We start from the raw sequence: 16,328 nt of genomic DNA, 5'->3' as shown, positions 1-16,328 counted from the left end.
GGATTCATCCACGCTCACGCCACATCACTATCCACAGTACGTGCCGCCTCTTTCAGTCACAGTGACGTTTCGGGGCCGACTTGCTCCATCAGCGCCACGATGCGCTCGAGATCTTCGACGGACCCGAACTCGACAACGATCTTGCCCTTGTTCTTGCCGAGGCTGACCGTGACCCGGGTGTCGTAGGAACCCGACAGTCTCTCGGCAACATCTTGCAGACCTGGCATGTGGATCGGTTTACGCTTCGGCGCCGGGGGAGCGGTCGGCGAGGGCTCGCGGTTCGCGAGTTGCACCGCTTCCTCCGTAGACCGAACCGACATTCCCTCACGGACGATTCGTGCAGCCAACTCTTCCTGTGCGTCCGCGCCGGCATCCAAACCGAGCAGCGCCCTGGCGTGTCCGGCCGAGAGCACCCCGGCGGCCACCCGACGCTGCACGGGAATCGGCAGCTTCAGCAAACGAATCATATTCGTCACCACCGGCCGCGAGCGACCGATTCGCGAAGCCAATTCCTCGTGCGTGACGTCGAACTCCTCGAGCAGCTGCTGATAGGCCGCCGCCTCCTCGAGGGGGTTCAGCTGCACGCGGTGGATGTTCTCCAGGAGCGCGTCGCGCAGCATCGAGCCGTCGTCGGTGTCCCGGATGATCGCCGGGATGGTGGCGAGTCCGGCCTCTTGGCATGCGCGCCAGCGGCGCTCGCCCATGACCAACTGGAACTTGTCGACGCCCGGTTCGACGCGGCGCACGACGATCGGCTGCATGAGACCGAACTCGCGAATCGAGTGCACGAGCTCCGCGAGTGCGTCTTCCTCGAAGACCTGACGTGGCTGCTTCGGGTTCGGCTCGATCAGGTCCGCGGGCACCTCGCGGTACACCGCGCCGCCGGGGGAGACCAGATCGGATTCGGGCTCGGGCTCCGGCGCGGGCTCCGCGTCCGGAACACGATGCAGGAACGCCTCGGCCGGTTGCGGGCCGATCGGATTGATCCCGATCACGCTCGCGGCGGCACTGCTCAAGCCCGGCGCCACTGCCGGACCCGTCGGGATCAATGCGGCCAACCCGCGACCGAGACCGCCCTTTTTCGCCTGACTCATCGGCTACCGATCCCTTCCTCGTTCCAACTCACGCTAAGACGCGTCTTGCTTCAGCTGCGCACGAGCGGCGAGCTCGCGCCCCGCGTCCATGTAGCTCATCGCACCGCGCGAGCCTGGATCGTAATCGAGCACGGTCATCCCGTAGCCCGGCGCCTCCGAGACCTTCACGCTGCGCGGGATCATCGACTTGAGGACCACATCGCCGAAGTGGTTGCGCACTTCCTCGGCCACCTGGTCCGCCAGCTTGGTGCGGCCGTCGTACATCGTCAGCAGGACGGTCGACACGTGTAGCTCCGGGTTGAGGTGCGCCTGCACCAGCCCGATATTGCGGAGCAACTGACCGACACCCTCCAGCGCGTAGTACTCGCACTGGATCGGGATCAGCACCTCCTTGGCCGCCACGAGCGCATTGACCGTGAGCAGACCGAGGGAGGGCGGGCAGTCGATCAACACGTAGTCGATGTCGAAGCCGACCATGCCCGCCTCGCGGATCGCGGTCTTCAACCGCCCTTCCCTGGCGACCATCGAGACCAGTTCGATCTCCGCGCCGGCCAGGTCGATCGTGGCCGGGACACACAGCAATCGCTCGCTGTGCGGGCTCACCTGGATCGCGTCCTTGACCGTCACTTCACCGATCAGCAGCTCGTAGCTGGACGGCACACCCGAGTTGTGTGCGACGCCCAGCGCCGTACTCGCGTTGCCCTGCGGATCAAGATCGACCACAAGGACCGTCATTCCCTGGTGCGCTAGCGCCGCAGCGAGATTGACCGTCGTAGTCGTCTTACCGACGCCGCCCTTCTGGTTGGCGATAGTGATGATCCGTTGCTCGCGAGGTTTCGGCACAGTGACCTTTCCTGGATGCAGAATCTGGCTGGCGCGTTGCGCTTCCGCCGCGATCGGGGTCTCGGCCGGGGAGATATGCCCGAAAGGAGTATTCCCGAACGTCTCCGCGTCGAAGCTGCTGGAATCCAGCATCCCCGGGACCCGCGACGTTGTTTCCCGTGAAACATTCGCCGGACCGCTCGACATAGATTGCTCCTAACCCGAGAAACTTCAGATCACGTATCCCCGACGAACGTCGGCGCCGTGTCGTCACAAACAAACTGTGTCGGTGGAGAACTCGAAGACTCGAGGAGGGTGGCTCACTCCCGCCCGACTCTGACAGCTTGCCAGCCCCAGGACACTTAGGAAAGCTGAATCGCGGCACGCCGACAAGGACACACCCAACACTCACAAATTAGAGCCCGCGCCCGATGTTTCACGGGAAACAACGGGGGAGTGGGCACCACAATCAGACGGCCGATGAGTGCCTCAACACACGAGCCGAGCTCGCCCAGAGAGCTCCCCCACTCAGCCCGTCCCATCCACCCCGTCCCATCCACCCCGTCCTCAAATCCGTCTGGAATCCGCACTCCCAACCAGACAGCACTCCCGTCCACACCGCACTCCCAGCCACACCGCACTCCCCAGATCCGCCATGACCGCACTCCCAACCCCGCCCCCGCGACCCCTAGGGAGCGGCGGCCACGAAGTGGCCGGTCCGCGGCCGGGTCGCCGGTTAGCGCTCGAAGCGCATGCGCCGCAGGCGCGAGTCTCGAGCGCTAACCGGCGGCCCCTCAAGGCCGCGGACACGCGCGCGCCAGCGCGCCAACAAACACAGCCTCAAACCCCTGGGACTACCGAACACCCAATCCCAGCCACAAATCCCACCCGCACTCCCCATCACCCATGCACCCGGAGTCAGCGGAGAAGCACCCCTCAGCATCAGCACAGCACCCCAACCAATTCACCACTCGCCCCGAGCCCCCCATCTCAAACAGATCCACATGAATCATCGGCTCACAGTCTCAGCCCTTCTCGCCGACATCCGACCCGCCTAGCTTCTGACTCCACCCCTACGTGAACCGAACGACGCCCGATCACCACCGGACTATCTCCACCCCGATCTCCACACACCCAGCGGTCGACGAGAGTCCGGCCGAACGCGTCGCCCGCGACGACCACCGTGGCGCTACTCAACGAGAGAAGCGGAACCCAGCTGCCGCCGAGAAGACCCGATGCCACACATCTTCCGATCGGACACCAACGCCCACTGCTGATCGGCAAGCACGCAACTGCCGAACACATCCGCTCACGACAACTTCCATCCCAGGAACTGCCACACAACAGACGACCAGATTTTCGCCCTCGACTTCGCCGACGCTCACCCCACCCAACGGACGCCCGACGATCACCCCGACCCGTGAGCCGAAGATTCGATCTCACCAGACCTGCCCCGACTCACAGTCAATGCACTTCCCTAACAGATGGCACCCCACTTCAAACCGAGCGAGCGAATCCACCCCGACCAAACCCGACTGGCGAAGTCCGCACGACGCATACGAAGTTCGATCAACAACGAGGAGGAGAGGTTGTCGCGTTCCACGTGAAACACTTCCACTCACCGAACGCGACACCCATCCGCAACTACCAAAAATAGACCCGCCCCAAGCCCATACAACGACCCTCGGCAAGATTCGTCACGTTACGAAACGTGCGAACCCGCTAGATGGAAGAGATTTCAGGCCGATCAGGATTCGCGACGCTTCCGAGCCTTCTTCTCCACCCCGGCGGCTTTCCGTTCACTGCGACGAGTCGGACGCTCGGCGCGGGGGAGAAGTTCGGCACTGATGACAAGAGTGGGGATTTCCACGATGCCGGCACCACACCCGACAACCCGGAGATCGGTAGCACCGTCGCGAATCAGCTCGGCACCGTCGCGCTCGAGTTCTTCGGCGGCACTGGTTCCTTTGAGAGCGAGCATGCGACCGTGGTCGCGAAGAAGGGGGAGCGACCAGTGGGCGAGTTTGGCGAGAGGAGCCACCGCGCGCGAAGTGACGACATCCGCGCCGCCCGCTTCTTTGATCACACCGGACTGCTCCGCCCGACCGCGAACCACCGTGACATCCAACCCGGCTTCTTCGATGAACTCGCTCAAGAAGATCGTCCGACGCAGCAGCGGTTCCACGAGAGTGATGCGAAGGTCGGGCCGGGCGATCGCGAGGGGGATTCCAGGAAGCCCGGCACCGCTGCCGATATCGACAACCGAAGCGCCTTCATCGATCAGCTCGCCGATGACAGCACAGTTGAGAATGTGACGCTCCCATAGCCGGGGAACCTCACGCGGACCGATGAGACCGCGTTCCACACCGGCCGTCGCCAGCGCCGCGTAGTACCGGCGGGCGATGTCCAAGCGGTCGCCGAACACTCGGGCAGCGGCGGCGGGCGGTTCCAGCTCGTCGGCCGGCGCACCCAGTTCTCGTTCCACGTGAAACATCCTTCCGAGTGATGGCAATGAAAAAGCCCCCGGTCCGAGACCGGAGGCCTAATCACATCGTTCGTGGTTACGGCGGAAGTCAGCCTACTCGGGCACTACCACCACGTGACGATTCGGCTCGACGCCTTCGCTCTCGCTCGCCACACCCTCGATATCGGCGACAGCGTCGTGCACGATCTTGCGCTCGAACGGAGTCATCGCGGACAGCGCCTCGGGCGCGCCCGACTCGAGCACCCGCTTGGCGGCGGCGACGCCGATCTCGCTCAGATCGGTCCGGCGCTGCGCGCGCCAACCGGCCACATCGAGCATCAGCCGGCTACGCACGCCGGTCGCCTGCTGCACGGCGAGCCGGGTCAGCTCCTGCAGCGCGTCGAGCACTTCACCGTTACGTCCGACGAGCTTGGTCAGATCACGGCCACCGTCGATGCTCACGATGGCGCGGTCGCCCTCGACATCGAGGTCGATATCGCCGTCGAAGTCGAGCACATCGAGTAGCTGCTCGAGGTAGTCGCCCGCGATCTCGCCCTCTTCGATCAACGCTTCTTCGGCGTCGTTCACGACGTCAACAGCAGTCGTCGCCACAGTGGCGTCCCCTCCGTCGGTCTCGGTCTCAACAGTCATTGGATTCCCTCTATCCGATCGCGTCTCAGCGCTTACGCTTCTGGTTCGCACGGCCACGGTTACCCGGCCGCTGCTGCCCGCCGGGCCTGCGCTTGCCACCGCCCTGCTTGGCCGACTGTTTGGGGGTGCCGTTGGTCGCCGCGGTGCCGTTCACCGACGGCTCGTCATCGACGGCCGGGGCGTCCTGCTTCTTGCGGACGTCGACCGGCTTGGCACCGGGCTTGGGCGCGTTCTGCGACCGCAGCTCCAGCTTCTTCTGCTTGCGCTCTTCGTCTTCCTTTTCCATCCGGCCGAACACCAGGTGCTGCTGTCCGTAGGTCCAGATGTTGTTCGCCACCCAGTAGAGCAGGATGCCGATCATCAGGAAGGGGCCACCGACCATCACGCCGAGCGGGAAGACCCACAGCGACAACTTGTTCATGATGGCGGCCTGCGGATTGGCGGCGGCTTCGGGCGTCTGCCGCTGCACCGAGGCGCGAGCGTTGAAGTGGGTTGCCAGGCCGGCGATGATCATCAGCGGGACGGCGACGAGCGCGATGCTCAGCTTGGTGGGCGTGCCACCCCAGTCCGCGAATGCTTCCAGCTGCTCCGGCGGCGCGGTGATGAACGCCGCGATCGGCGCACCGAAGATGCGGGCGCTCAGGAAGGACTGGACGTCGGCCGCGCTGAAGATGTAGTTCGCGGTGTGCGCATTGTCGTAGTTCGACATCCCGATCTGGCCCCAGCCGGTGCCCGTACGGTTGAACGAGCGCAGCACGTGGAACAGACCGAGGAAGACCGGCACCTGCACCAGGACGGGCAGGCAGCCCATGAGCGGGTTGAAGCCGTGCTCCTTCTGGAGCTTCTGCATCTCCTTCGCCATGGTCTCGCGGTCGTTCTTGTACTTCTTCTGCAGCTCCTTGATCTGGGGCTGCAGCTCTTGCATCTGTTTGGTTGTGCGTACCTGCTTGACGAACGGCTTGTACAGCACCAGGCGCAGCGTGAACACGAGGAACACGATCGCCAGTGCCCAAGTGAGACCGCTGTCAGGCCCGAACACAAAGCCGAAGGCTTTGTGCCAGAACCACAGAATTGCGGATACCGGCCAATAGATGATGTCGAGCACGGCTCTAGGTACTCCCGTCGTTCGTATCGCCGATCAGCGCGGGCGATGACTTTGTGCAGGCATTCGACCCGCGCTCAGGCACGGGATCCCACCCTCCAGGGTGCCAGGGCGCGCATTTCGCGAGCCGCACGACCGTCAGTGCCGATCCGACGACCAACCCGCGGGTACGCAAGGCAGTCACCGCGTACTCACTGCAGGTGGGGGTGAACCGGCAGATCGGCATCCGGGTGGGGGAGACATAGGTCCGGTAGAGCTCGATCAGGGCGATCAGGGCTTTCGCGGGCAGGCGGGTGAGGGTCCTCATCGCCGTTCACCGGCCGAGGTGCGACCGAGCGCGAGCTCCGGTTCCCCACGCAAGCCGAGCTTGCGCAGGCCGGTGCGCAGCTGGCGCAGCAACTCGGCGGAATCGGCGGTGGCGGCGCCGGGCAGCGCCCGGATCACGACATCGGTGCCGACCGGCAGTTCATCGACCACCTGGGCGCACATATGACGCAGGCGGCGGGCCACCCGGTGGCGAACCACCGCGTTTCCCACCGCCTTGCTGACAATCAGTCCGAACCGAGGACCACCTACGCGGACCAGAGAATCGCCGTCGGCGACATCGTCGTACGCGTGCGTGAGCGCGTGTACGACGAGATCTCGCCTCCCGATTCGCTGACCGCGGCGCACCGTGCGGGAGAATTCGGCACGGTGGTGCAACCGATACGGCTCAGGCAACACCCGAGCGTCCGACTACGCGCGATCAGGCAGTCAGTTCGGTACGGCCCTTACGGCGACGCGCCGCAACGATGGCGCGGCCCGCACGGGTCCGCATCCGGAGACGGAAGCCGTGGACGCGCGCCCGACGACGGTTGTTCGGCTGGAACGTCCGCTTGCCCTTGGCCACGGTCAACACTCCTGTAGTAGGTGGGCACCATTCGGCGCCCGAAGTCTGTACAAATGATTTGTCTGCGCTGCGGACCGCGGTCTACGCACAGATTGCCTTGGCGATCGGTGTGCAGCAGACAGCCGCCAACCGCGCCAAGGGGTGACTGTACGAGGGTACTTATCCCGAAGGGACGGGTCAAACTCGGCCCCCACGTACCTGTCACCGGCACAGGTCAAGGCTACCGGACGCCCGAACGGACCAGAGGTCTGGCCCGACCAGGCACGACACGCCCGGGCCGCAGTGACGCATGCGGCCACTTTTCGTGAGTTCTTCCACACCCCTGGCGTTGCGTGGCGCGGCCAGCTAACCTCTGTAGCCGGGGGATTGCTGAAGAACCGCAGCTCCAGCCCCATTCACTGCCACACGCTGGCAGAATTCCTTTATCCCCAGGTTTGTCCACATCTGTGGATAATTATGTGGACAGACGGCCGCAGTGGCATATTCGTAAGGCCGTCGGTGCCCGCGCCGCAGTCCGGAATTACCGGGCCACAGCGTTCGAACCGGCTTCGGTTGTACGCAGGATCACTGGATTACACCTGTTCACGGGTGCTTTCCGGCGTGCGCGAAGGCCGTGGGCCCCAACAAACCGGTCCGGGGAGGACGCTGTATGGACGACGAGCAGAACGTGCTGGCCACAGTGTGGCCGGAGGTGGTTGCCGAGCTCACCACCGGCTCTGCCGACGGCGCCATCCCCGCGGTGAGTCGCGCACAGCAGGCCTGGTTGAAGCTGGTGAAGCCACTCACCGTCGCGCAGGGTTTCGCGTTGCTGTCGGTCCCGTCCTCGCTGGCACAGGAGGCGATCGAGCGTGATCTGCGCGAGCCGATCCTGCGATCGCTCGGCCGTCGGCTGGGCCCCCAAGTGGAAGGACTCGGGGTGCGCATCGCCGCGCCGAGCCCGGCCGCGGGGGAGCGGGCCGGTAGTTCGCCCCGGCACGCCAGGATGACGAGCAGGCCGGAGCGTCCGCGCGAGCAGGTGCGCCCACCCGCCGGTTATCCCGGTCCCGATTTCAGTGTTCCCGATTACGCCGCCCGTGGTGAGTACGGCAGGCCGCGTTACGGCGCGGGCGAGTACCCCGTCCAGGGTGGCGAGTACGGCAACGACTATCAGTCGTCCCCCGACTATCCGGCCAACGGCGAGTACCCGAGCAGCTACGGCGGCCGTGAGTACCCCGGGCAGGCCGGCGAGTACGGCGAGCGCAACGACTACGCGGGGCACCGCGAGTACCCGGCCGAATCGGAGTACCAGCAGCAACAGCCCGAGTACCAGCAACAGCCGGAGTACCAGCAGAGTCCGTCGGAATTCGGCCAGCAGCCCGAGTACCAGCAGGCACCGTCGGAGTACGGCCAGCAACCGGAGTACAAGCAGCCGGAGTACAGCCAGCAGCCGGAATACCAGCAGGCACCGTCCGATTTCGGCCAGCCTGCCGAGTACCAGGGCGACCGCAACGAGTTCCCCGGCACCGATTTCGAACCGACCGTGGCCTACCCGGTACCCGACTATCCCGGCGCCGAGTTCGGCGGCCGCGGTGAGTTCCGTGGCGCGCGTCCGGACCAGCGGGTCCCCGAGACCGCACCGCCCGCCCGCCGCGAGCAAGCCGCGGCACCGCGGCGCGATCACTCCGGCCAGGAGTCGCTGTTCACTCCCGACCCGGCGCCGCAGCGCGCGCCGAACCGCGGCAGGCCGTCCGAAGAGCCGGCCGCCGCTCGTGCCGAGGAGCCGAGCGGCGAGAGCCAGGACAAGCCGTTCCCCGGTCAGCCCGGCGCGCAGCCGGTCGACGACGAACCCGTGGTGAGCAACCGCAACAACTGGCCGACCTATTTCAGCAAGTCGCCTGAGGCACCGCCGCAGTCCTCCTCGTCGGCCAGTCTCAATGCCAAGTACACGTTCGAGACCTTCGTCATCGGCGCGTCCAACCGGTTCGCACACGCTGCCGCGGTCGCCATCGCGGAGGCGCCTGCGCGTGCCTACAATCCGCTGTTCGTCTGGGGCGCTTCGGGATTGGGCAAAACCCACCTGCTGCACGCGGCGGGTCACTACGCGCAGCGGCTGTTCCCCGGCATGCGGGTGAAGTACGTCTCGACCGAAGAATTCACCAACGACTTCATCAACAGCCTGCGCGACGACCGCAAGGTCGCGTTCAAGCGTCGCTACCGCGAGACCGACATCCTGCTGGTCGACGACATCCAGTTCATCGAGGGCAAGGAAGGCATCCAGGAGGAGTTCTTCCACACCTTCAACACCCTGCACAACGCGAACAAGCAGATCGTGGTGTCCTCGGACCGCCCGCCCAAGCAGCTGGCCACCCTGGAGGAACGGCTGCGGACGCGCTTCGAGTGGGGCCTGATCACCGATGTGCAGCCGCCTGAGCTGGAGACTCGCATCGCGATTCTGCGCAAGAAGGCGCGGATGGACCGGCTCGATGTGCCGCACGACGTGCTCGAGCTGATCGCGAGCCGGGTGGAGCGCAATATCCGCGAGCTCGAGGGTGCGCTGATCCGGGTGACGGCGTTCGCCTCGCTCAACGGTCAGCCGCTCGACCTCTCGCTGGCCGAGGTGGTGCTGCGCGACCTGATGCCCGACACGGCGGCACTGGAGATCAACGCGGCGACGATCATGGCTGTCACCGCCGAGTACTTCAACACCACGCTCGAGGAGCTGACCGGCCCGGGCAAGGCGCGTCCGCTGGCGCAGGCCAGGCAGATCGCGATGTATCTGTGCCGTGAGCTCACCGACCTGTCGCTGCCCAAGATCGGGCAGGCGTTCGGTCGAGACCACACCACCGTGATGTACGCGGAGAAAAAAGTCCGCAAGGAGATGACCGAGCGCCGTCGGGTCTACGACCAGGTCCAAGAACTCACAGCCCGAATCAAACAGCGCTCCCGCTGATTTCATCCCCAACCCGGAACACCGCCCTGACCTGGGGCGGTGTTCTTTTTTGCCCTGTGGATTCCTCGAGGAATTCCTGTGGATTCCTCGAGGAATCCACACCTTTGTGCACCGGTCGGTGCACAGGGTGTTGGGCGAGGGTGTGCAGCGTTCATGCACAGGCAGTTGTCCACATCATCCACAAGACGCTCCGCTAACACCTGTGCACTAGCGGTGACCTGCGGCGTCACCGAATCCGGCCTGTGGATTCCTCGAGGAGTCCCTGTGGAGTCCTCGAGGAATCCCCACCGTTGCCACCAGGCTGGCCCGACGTGTGAACAACTGGGTGAATCCGGTGGAACAACTCGAGGACAACTCGAGGATGGAATGGGGACAACTTCACGCCTCCACAGCCACCGCTGATTCATCCTCGAGTCACCCCAAGGCCATCCCCATGCCATCAAGCGCTCTGACCTGCGGATTCGGGCGAAATCCACAGATTCCACAGTGCCTACTACTACTTCAGTTCTCCTTCTAGAGAGAACTCTTTTAAAACAGGGTGTGTGGAAACTCGGTTGGGGAGGCTCGAGTCAGGCGGTCGTTCACTCACAGACAGGCAAGGAGGAGCGGGGTGGTTCGACGAGCGGGAATCGACCGGGAGGGTCGATGCGGAGTTCGCGCACTGCACGGGTACCGTTTGGTTGTCGGTCGGTTGTGCGAGACTCAATGCGCGGCCGACACAGCAGTTCAACTCCGCTGACACACACCCGCACACGGATTCGAAACTCGGAGAGGACAAATCGGGCGATGGAGCTTGCGAGCATGAAGTTTCGGGTCGCCCGAGAGGACTTCGCCGAATCGGTGGCCTGGGTGGCGCGCAGTCTCCCGTCCCGGCCTCCGGTGCCTGTTCTCGGTGGTGTGCTGCTGGTGGCCGACGAGAACGGCCTGACGGTCTCCGGGTTCGACTACGAGGTCTCCGCGCAGATGCGTGTCGCGGCCGAGGTCGCCGGTCCCGGCCAGGTACTGGTGTCGGGCCGCCTGCTCGCCGATATCACCAAGTCGCTGTCGAACAAGCCGGTCGATGTCTCCGTCGACGGCACCCGTGTGCTCATCGCCTGTGGCAGCGCGAAGTTCTCCCTGCCGACCATGCCGGTCGAGGACTATCCCCAGCTGCCCGAGGTGCCGCAGCAGACCGGTGAACTCACCGTCGACGTGTTCGCCGAAGCCGTCGGCCAGGTCGCCGTCGCCGCGGGCCGTGACGACACCCTGCCGATGCTCACCGGCATCCGCGTCGAGATCGAGGGCAACGATGTGGTGCTCGCCGCCACCGACCGCTTCCGCCTCGCTGTGCGCCACTTGCAGTGGAACCCGACCCGCTCCGACATCGAGACCGCGGTGCTCATCCCCGCGCGCACGCTGTCCGAGGCCGCCAAGACCCTCGGTGCCGCCGAGGCGCCCGTGCAGCTGTCGCTGGGCAGCGGTGGTGGCGCCGACGGCCTGCTCGGCATCGTCAACGGTGGCCGGCGGACCACCACCCGACTGCTCGACGCGGAATTCCCCAAGTTCCGCCAGTTGCTCCCCAAGGAGCACACCTCCATCGCCACCCTGCCCGTCGCCGTGCTGTCCGAGGCGATCAAGCGTGTCGCCCTGGTGGCCGAGCGCGGTGCCCAAGTGCGGCTGGAGTTCTCCACAGACGGCGTGCTGCTGTCGGCGGGTGGGGACGACGCGGGCCGGGCCGAGGAATGGCTGGAAGCCGATTTCCGCGGCGAACCGCTCACCATCGCGTTCAACCCCGGCTACCTGACCGAGGGCCTGGCCGCGCTGCACACCGACCGGGTCACGTTCGGGTTCACCACGCCCAGCCGTCCCGCGGTGCTGCTGCCCGCCTCCGACGAGGAGCCCAAGGTCCTCGAGTCGGGCGCGTTCGCGGCGCTGGAGAGCCAGTACATCTACCTGTTGATGCCGGTCCGGCTGCCCGGCTGAGCAGGCAGGGGCGGCTAGGCCTACATGTTCATCCGTGAGCTGTCGGTCCGTGATTTCCGTTCGTGGGAACACGCCGATCTCGAGTTGTCCCCAGGGCGCACGGTGCTCCTGGGGGCGAATGGCAACGGCAAGACGAATCTGCTCGAGGCCGTCGGTTATCTGGCGACACTCGGCTCGCACCGGGTCTCCGCCGACGCGCCGCTGATCCGGATGGGCGCCACCCAGGCCAGGATCGGGGCCACCGTGGTGAACACCGGGCGGGAACTGCGCGTCGATGTGGAACTCAAGGCGGGCAGCGCCAATCGCGCGCAGATCAATCGCTCGCCGGTGCGCCGCTCGCGCGAGATCCTGGGGATTCTGCAGACCGTGTTGTTCGCGCCGGAGGATCTGGCGCTGGTGCGTGGGGATCCGGGGGAGCGGCGCCGGTTCCTCGACGAGTTGTCCACAGCCCGGTTGCCCAGGCTCGCCGGTGTGCGCGCCGATTACGACAAGGTGTTGCGGCAGCGTTCGGCGCTGTTGAAAACCGCTGGGCGCCAATCGCGTTCACGTGCCGATCTGGGCACCCTCGACGTGTGGGACGGGCACCTCGCCGATCATGCGGCGGTGCTGCTCGCCGAACGATTGCGCCTGGTCCACGACCTGTATCCCCATCTGTCCCAGGCATATCGGTCGATCGCACCCGAATCACGTCCTGCGGCAATCACTTACCGCTCCGGGTATCTCCCACCGGAACTTCTCGATCCGGCCAGAGTGCCGGAGGCCGGTGATGCACAGCTGCTGCACGAGATCATGCTGCGCGAGCTGGCCGCCGCCAGGAACCGGGAACTCGATCGCGGGGTCTGTCTGGTCGGCCCGCATCGCGACGATCTGGAGTTGCTGCTCGGCAGCGCACCGGCGAAGGGATTCGCCAGTCACGGGGAATCCTGGTCGTTCGCTCTCGCGCTGCGGTTGGCCTCGTTCGAGCTGTTGCGTGGAGAAGGTTCCGAACCGGTGCTGCTGCTCGACGACGTGTTCGCCGAGCTCGACCGCCGCCGGCGCACCGCGCTCGCGGAGGTGGCCGCGGGTGCCGAGCAGGTGTTGATCACGGCCGCGGTGGCCGAGGATGTGCCGTCGGAACTGGCCGCCGAACCGTTGCGTGTGCACACGACCGGCGAGGCGGACCGGCGTACCTCACAGATCGTCCCCGAAGTCGCCCAACACGCCGAAGATATGCACAGATCGCGATAGTTATCCCCAGCCCCTGTGGAAAACCGGCAACATGCTGGATATATGCCGGATCGGTGCTCGACGAGCCCGTCGGCGTCCCGGCGTAGACTCCATCCACACTCGGCCACCCTCGACACCGGAAGGCGGAAACCCGTGCCGGAAGAACCCGCACCGGAACTGCGCGGCATCGATCTGGCCCGCCGGGCGCTGGAAGAGGCGCGGGCCGCGGCCAAGGCCAGCGGCAAGTCCGTCGGGCAGGGCAGGGCCTCGCCGGTGCGCAAGCTGCGGGCCGGTGGCAGGCGCCGCAGTGGTTGGTCCGGGTCGGGTCCCGATGCCCGTGATCCCCAGCTCCTCGGGGCGCTCAGCGGCACGCTCGCGAAGAATCGTGGCTGGTCAGGCAAGGTAGCCGAGGGCACGGTGTTCGGCAGCTGGGCGCGGGTGGTCGGTGAGGACATCGCCTCCCACGCCACTCCGGTGACCCTGGAGAACGGCGTGCTCAAGATCGCCGCCGAGTCCACCGCGTGGGCCACCCAGCTGCGCATGTTGCAGAGCCAGATCCTGGCCAAGATCAATGCCGCGGTCGGTCATGGAGTGGTGACCTCGCTGCGCATCACCGGCCCCGCCGCGCCGAGCTGGCGCAAGGGCGATCGCCACATCAAGGGCCGTGGCCCGCGCGATACCTACGGGTAGCCGCGCGGTGACCGGGGCGAGATCCGTTGGGCCCGCGCCGCTCTCAGGCCCGAAGTTGTGGACATGTGCATAGAGCCTGTGGATAACTTCGAAGGCCAAATCTGATTTCGCGAGGACATGGGTAACTCCCTTGGAACCCACAAATCTCGAGCATCCCGACCGCCGGTCCGACTGGACACTCTATTCGCGCCTACGACCGGCAAAATACTCGGGGAGGCGGAACCGTCTCGCGGTTGGACGATTTCTTGCATTCACGGCGAAGCCAGGGGTGTCGTAGGTGCACTGTAAGTTGGGCTTACCAGTAGGATGGTGACGTAACCAGCGGCGAACCCTCGGCGCGTGCTGTGCAGTCCGTGTATTCGATGGCTCTTTGCGAGCCGTGCGCGTGCTGCCCGGATCGCTGCGCCAGGGATCAGCAAGTAAGGAGAGCTACCGAGAAGTGGCTGCCAACGACTCCAACGCATCGGGCAACAATTCAGGCTACGGTGCCTCTTCCATCACGGTCCTCGAAGGCCTCGAGGCGGTGCGCAAGCGCCCTGGCATGTACATCGGTTCCACCGGTGAACGCGGTCTGCATCACCTCATCTGGGAGGTTGTGGACAACTCGGTCGATGAGGCGATGGCCGGCTACGCCACCAAGGTCGAGGTGACCTTGCTCGCCGACGGCGGCGTCGAGGTGATCGACGACGGCCGTGGTATCCCGGTCGGGATGCACGCACAGGGCGTGCCCACGATCGAGGTCGTCATGACCCAGCTGCACGCCGGTGGCAAGTTCGACTCCGACTCCTACGCGGTGTCGGGTGGTCTGCACGGTGTCGGTATCTCGGTGGTGAACGCGCTCTCGACCAAGGTCGAGGTCGAGATCGACGTCGACGGCTACCACTGGACCCAGACCTACAAAGACGCCAAGCCCGGCAAGCTGGTGCAGGGCGAGCCGACCAAGGCCACCGGCACCACGGTGCGCTTCTGGGCCGATCCCGACATCTTCGAGACCACGACCTACAACTTCGAGACCGTGGCGCGGCGCCTGCAGGAGATGGCCTTCCTGAACAAGGGCCTCACCATCAAGCTCACCGACGAGCGGGTCGCCGTGGGCGACGTGACCGACGAAGTGGTCAGTGAGACCGCCGAGGCGCCCAAGCACGCCGAAGAGGTCGCCGCGGAAGCGGTCGAGCACAAGGTGAAGACCCGCACCTACCACTACCCGGGCGGCCTGGTGGACTTCGTCCGCCACATCAACCGCACCAAGTCGGCCATCCACAACTCGGTCGTCGGCTACACGGTCAAGGGCACCGGCCACGAGCTCGAGGTCGCGATGCAGTGGAACTCGGGCTACTCCGAGTCGGTCCACACCTTCGCCAACACGATCAACACCCATGAGGGCGGCACCCACGAAGAGGGCTTCCGCGCGGCGCTCACCACGGTGGTCAACAAGTACGCCAAGGAGAAGAAGCTCCTCAAGGAGAAGGACGGCAACCTCACCGGTGACGACATCCGCGAGGGCCTGGCCGCCATCGTGAGCGTCAAGGTCGGCGAGCCGCAGTTCGAGGGCCAGACCAAGACCAAGCTCGGCAACACCGAGGTGAAGTCGTTCGTGCAGCGTGCCTGCAACGAGCACCTGCAGCACTGGTTCGAGGCCAATCCGGCCGACGCGAAGACCATCGTGCAGAAGGCGGTGTCCTCGGCACAGGCCCGGATGGCCGCCCGTAAGGCGCGCGAGCTGGTGCGTCGCAAGTCGGCGACCGACCTGGGCGGACTGCCGGGCAAGCTGGCCGACTGCCGGTCCAAGGACCCGGGCAAGTGCGAGATCTACATCGTCGAGGGTGACTCCGCCGGTGGCTCGGCGAAGTCGGGCCGCGACTCGATGTACCAGGCGATCCTGCCGCTGCGCGGCAAGATCATCAACGTCGAGAAGGCCCGCATCGACCGCGTCCTCAAGAACAACGAGGTCCAGTCGATCATCACCGCGTTCGGCACCGGTATCCACGACGAGTTCGATATCGCCAAGCTGCGCTACAACAAGATCATCCTGATGGCCGACGCCGACGTGGACGGTCAGCACATCGCGACGCTGCTGCTCACGCTGCTGTTCCGCTTCATGCGTCCGCTGGTCGAGCACGGTCACGTATTCCTCGCCCAGCCGCCGCTGTACAAGCTCAAGTGGATGCGTTCGGACCCGGAGTTCGCTTACTCCGACCGTGAGCGCGACGCGCTGGTCGAGGCCGGTCTGGCCGCGGGCAAGAAGATCAACAAGGACGACGGGATCCAGCGCTACAAGGGTCTGGGCGAGATGAACGCCAAGGAGCTGTGGGAGACCACGATGGATCCCTCGGTACGGGTGCTTCGTCAGGTGACGCTGGACGACGCGGCCGCGGCCGACGAGCTGTTCTCCGTGCTGATGGGCGAGGACGTGGAGGCGCGTCGCAGCTTCATCACCCGCAATGCCAAGGACGTCCGTTTCCTCGATGTGTAAGCGGCGCTGCGCCCTCGGGCGCGCCCGCTCGCATGTCGGCCCCTCG

General features: G+C 65.6%; 13 protein-coding genes. 5 read left to right on the top strand and 8 right to left on the bottom strand.

Features of this window, described 5'->3' with window-relative positions:
• Positions 1-56 precede the first annotated feature (56 nt).
• From ACFTS5_RS23550 to rpmH, 8 genes are all read right to left on the bottom strand, one after another.
• Positions 57-1,094 carry a ParB/RepB/Spo0J family partition protein gene (locus ACFTS5_RS23550; protein WP_378634626.1) on the bottom strand — a complete coding sequence of 346 codons (1,038 nt, stop codon included), beginning with the start codon at positions 1,092-1,094 and terminating at the stop codon, positions 57-59.
• A 33-nt stretch (positions 1,095-1,127) separates the two neighbouring features.
• The gene (locus ACFTS5_RS23545) at positions 1,128-2,123 is read right to left on the bottom strand and encodes a ParA family protein (RefSeq protein WP_378634625.1); all 996 of its coding nucleotides are present in this window, start codon (positions 2,121-2,123) and stop codon (positions 1,128-1,130) included.
• A 1,540-nt stretch (positions 2,124-3,663) separates the two neighbouring features.
• A complete protein-coding gene (gene rsmG, locus ACFTS5_RS23540) occupies positions 3,664-4,410 on the bottom strand; it encodes a 16S rRNA (guanine(527)-N(7))-methyltransferase RsmG (RefSeq protein ID WP_378634622.1) in 747 nt (248 codons plus the stop codon).
• A gap of 84 nt (positions 4,411-4,494) precedes the next feature.
• Positions 4,495-5,031 carry a R3H domain-containing nucleic acid-binding protein gene (locus ACFTS5_RS23535; protein ID WP_056822606.1) on the bottom strand — a complete coding sequence of 179 codons (537 nt, stop codon included), beginning with the start codon at positions 5,029-5,031 and terminating at the stop codon, positions 4,495-4,497.
• 25 nt (positions 5,032-5,056) lie between these two features.
• Positions 5,057-6,136 (bottom strand): membrane protein insertase YidC, encoded by a 1,080-nt coding sequence (gene yidC / locus ACFTS5_RS23530; RefSeq protein WP_378634619.1) that lies wholly within the window; start codon positions 6,134-6,136, stop codon positions 5,057-5,059.
• 4 nt (positions 6,137-6,140) lie between these two features.
• Positions 6,141-6,440 (bottom strand): membrane protein insertion efficiency factor YidD, encoded by a 300-nt coding sequence (gene yidD / locus ACFTS5_RS23525; protein ID WP_101465063.1) that lies wholly within the window; start codon positions 6,438-6,440, stop codon positions 6,141-6,143.
• The gene (gene rnpA / locus ACFTS5_RS23520; RefSeq protein ID WP_378634616.1) at positions 6,437-6,856 is read right to left on the bottom strand and encodes a ribonuclease P protein component; all 420 of its coding nucleotides are present in this window, start codon (positions 6,854-6,856) and stop codon (positions 6,437-6,439) included. The genes yidD and rnpA overlap by 4 nt, the downstream gene beginning before the upstream one ends.
• 22 nt (positions 6,857-6,878) lie before the next feature.
• Positions 6,879-7,022 carry a 50S ribosomal protein L34 gene (rpmH, locus tag ACFTS5_RS23515; protein ID WP_082843828.1) on the bottom strand — a complete coding sequence of 48 codons (144 nt, stop codon included), beginning with the start codon at positions 7,020-7,022 and terminating at the stop codon, positions 6,879-6,881.
• A gap of 649 nt (positions 7,023-7,671) precedes the next feature.
• Between rpmH and dnaA the strand changes: the two genes are divergently transcribed.
• The 5 genes from dnaA to gyrB all read left to right on the top strand — a co-directional run bounded on the left by dnaA (position 7,672) and on the right by gyrB (position 16,282).
• Positions 7,672-9,951, top strand: a complete 2,280-nt coding sequence (gene dnaA / locus ACFTS5_RS23510; protein ID WP_378634614.1) for a chromosomal replication initiator protein DnaA — start codon at positions 7,672-7,674, stop codon at positions 9,949-9,951.
• Positions 9,952-10,737: 786 nt separating this feature from the next.
• Complete coding sequence (dnaN, locus tag ACFTS5_RS23505; protein ID WP_378634611.1) at positions 10,738-11,913, top strand: DNA polymerase III subunit beta; 1,176 nt, start codon at positions 10,738-10,740, stop codon at positions 11,911-11,913.
• A gap of 24 nt (positions 11,914-11,937) precedes the next feature.
• The gene (gene recF / locus ACFTS5_RS23500) at positions 11,938-13,140 is read left to right on the top strand and encodes a DNA replication/repair protein RecF (RefSeq protein WP_378634609.1); all 1,203 of its coding nucleotides are present in this window, start codon (positions 11,938-11,940) and stop codon (positions 13,138-13,140) included.
• 132 nt (positions 13,141-13,272) lie between these two features.
• A complete protein-coding gene (locus ACFTS5_RS23495) occupies positions 13,273-13,809 on the top strand; it encodes a DUF721 family protein (RefSeq protein WP_378634606.1) in 537 nt (178 codons plus the stop codon).
• A 439-nt stretch (positions 13,810-14,248) separates the two neighbouring features.
• Entirely contained in the window at positions 14,249-16,282 is a 2,034-nt protein-coding gene (gene gyrB / locus ACFTS5_RS23490; protein WP_378634604.1) for a DNA topoisomerase (ATP-hydrolyzing) subunit B, read from the top strand.
• The last annotated feature ends 46 nt before the right edge of the window (positions 16,283-16,328 follow it).

Source organism: Nocardia sp. NPDC056952 (assembly GCF_042674185.1).
Classification (GTDB): domain Bacteria; phylum Actinomycetota; class Actinomycetes; order Mycobacteriales; family Mycobacteriaceae; genus Nocardia.
This window is presented reverse-complemented; position numbering and strand designations above follow the sequence as displayed.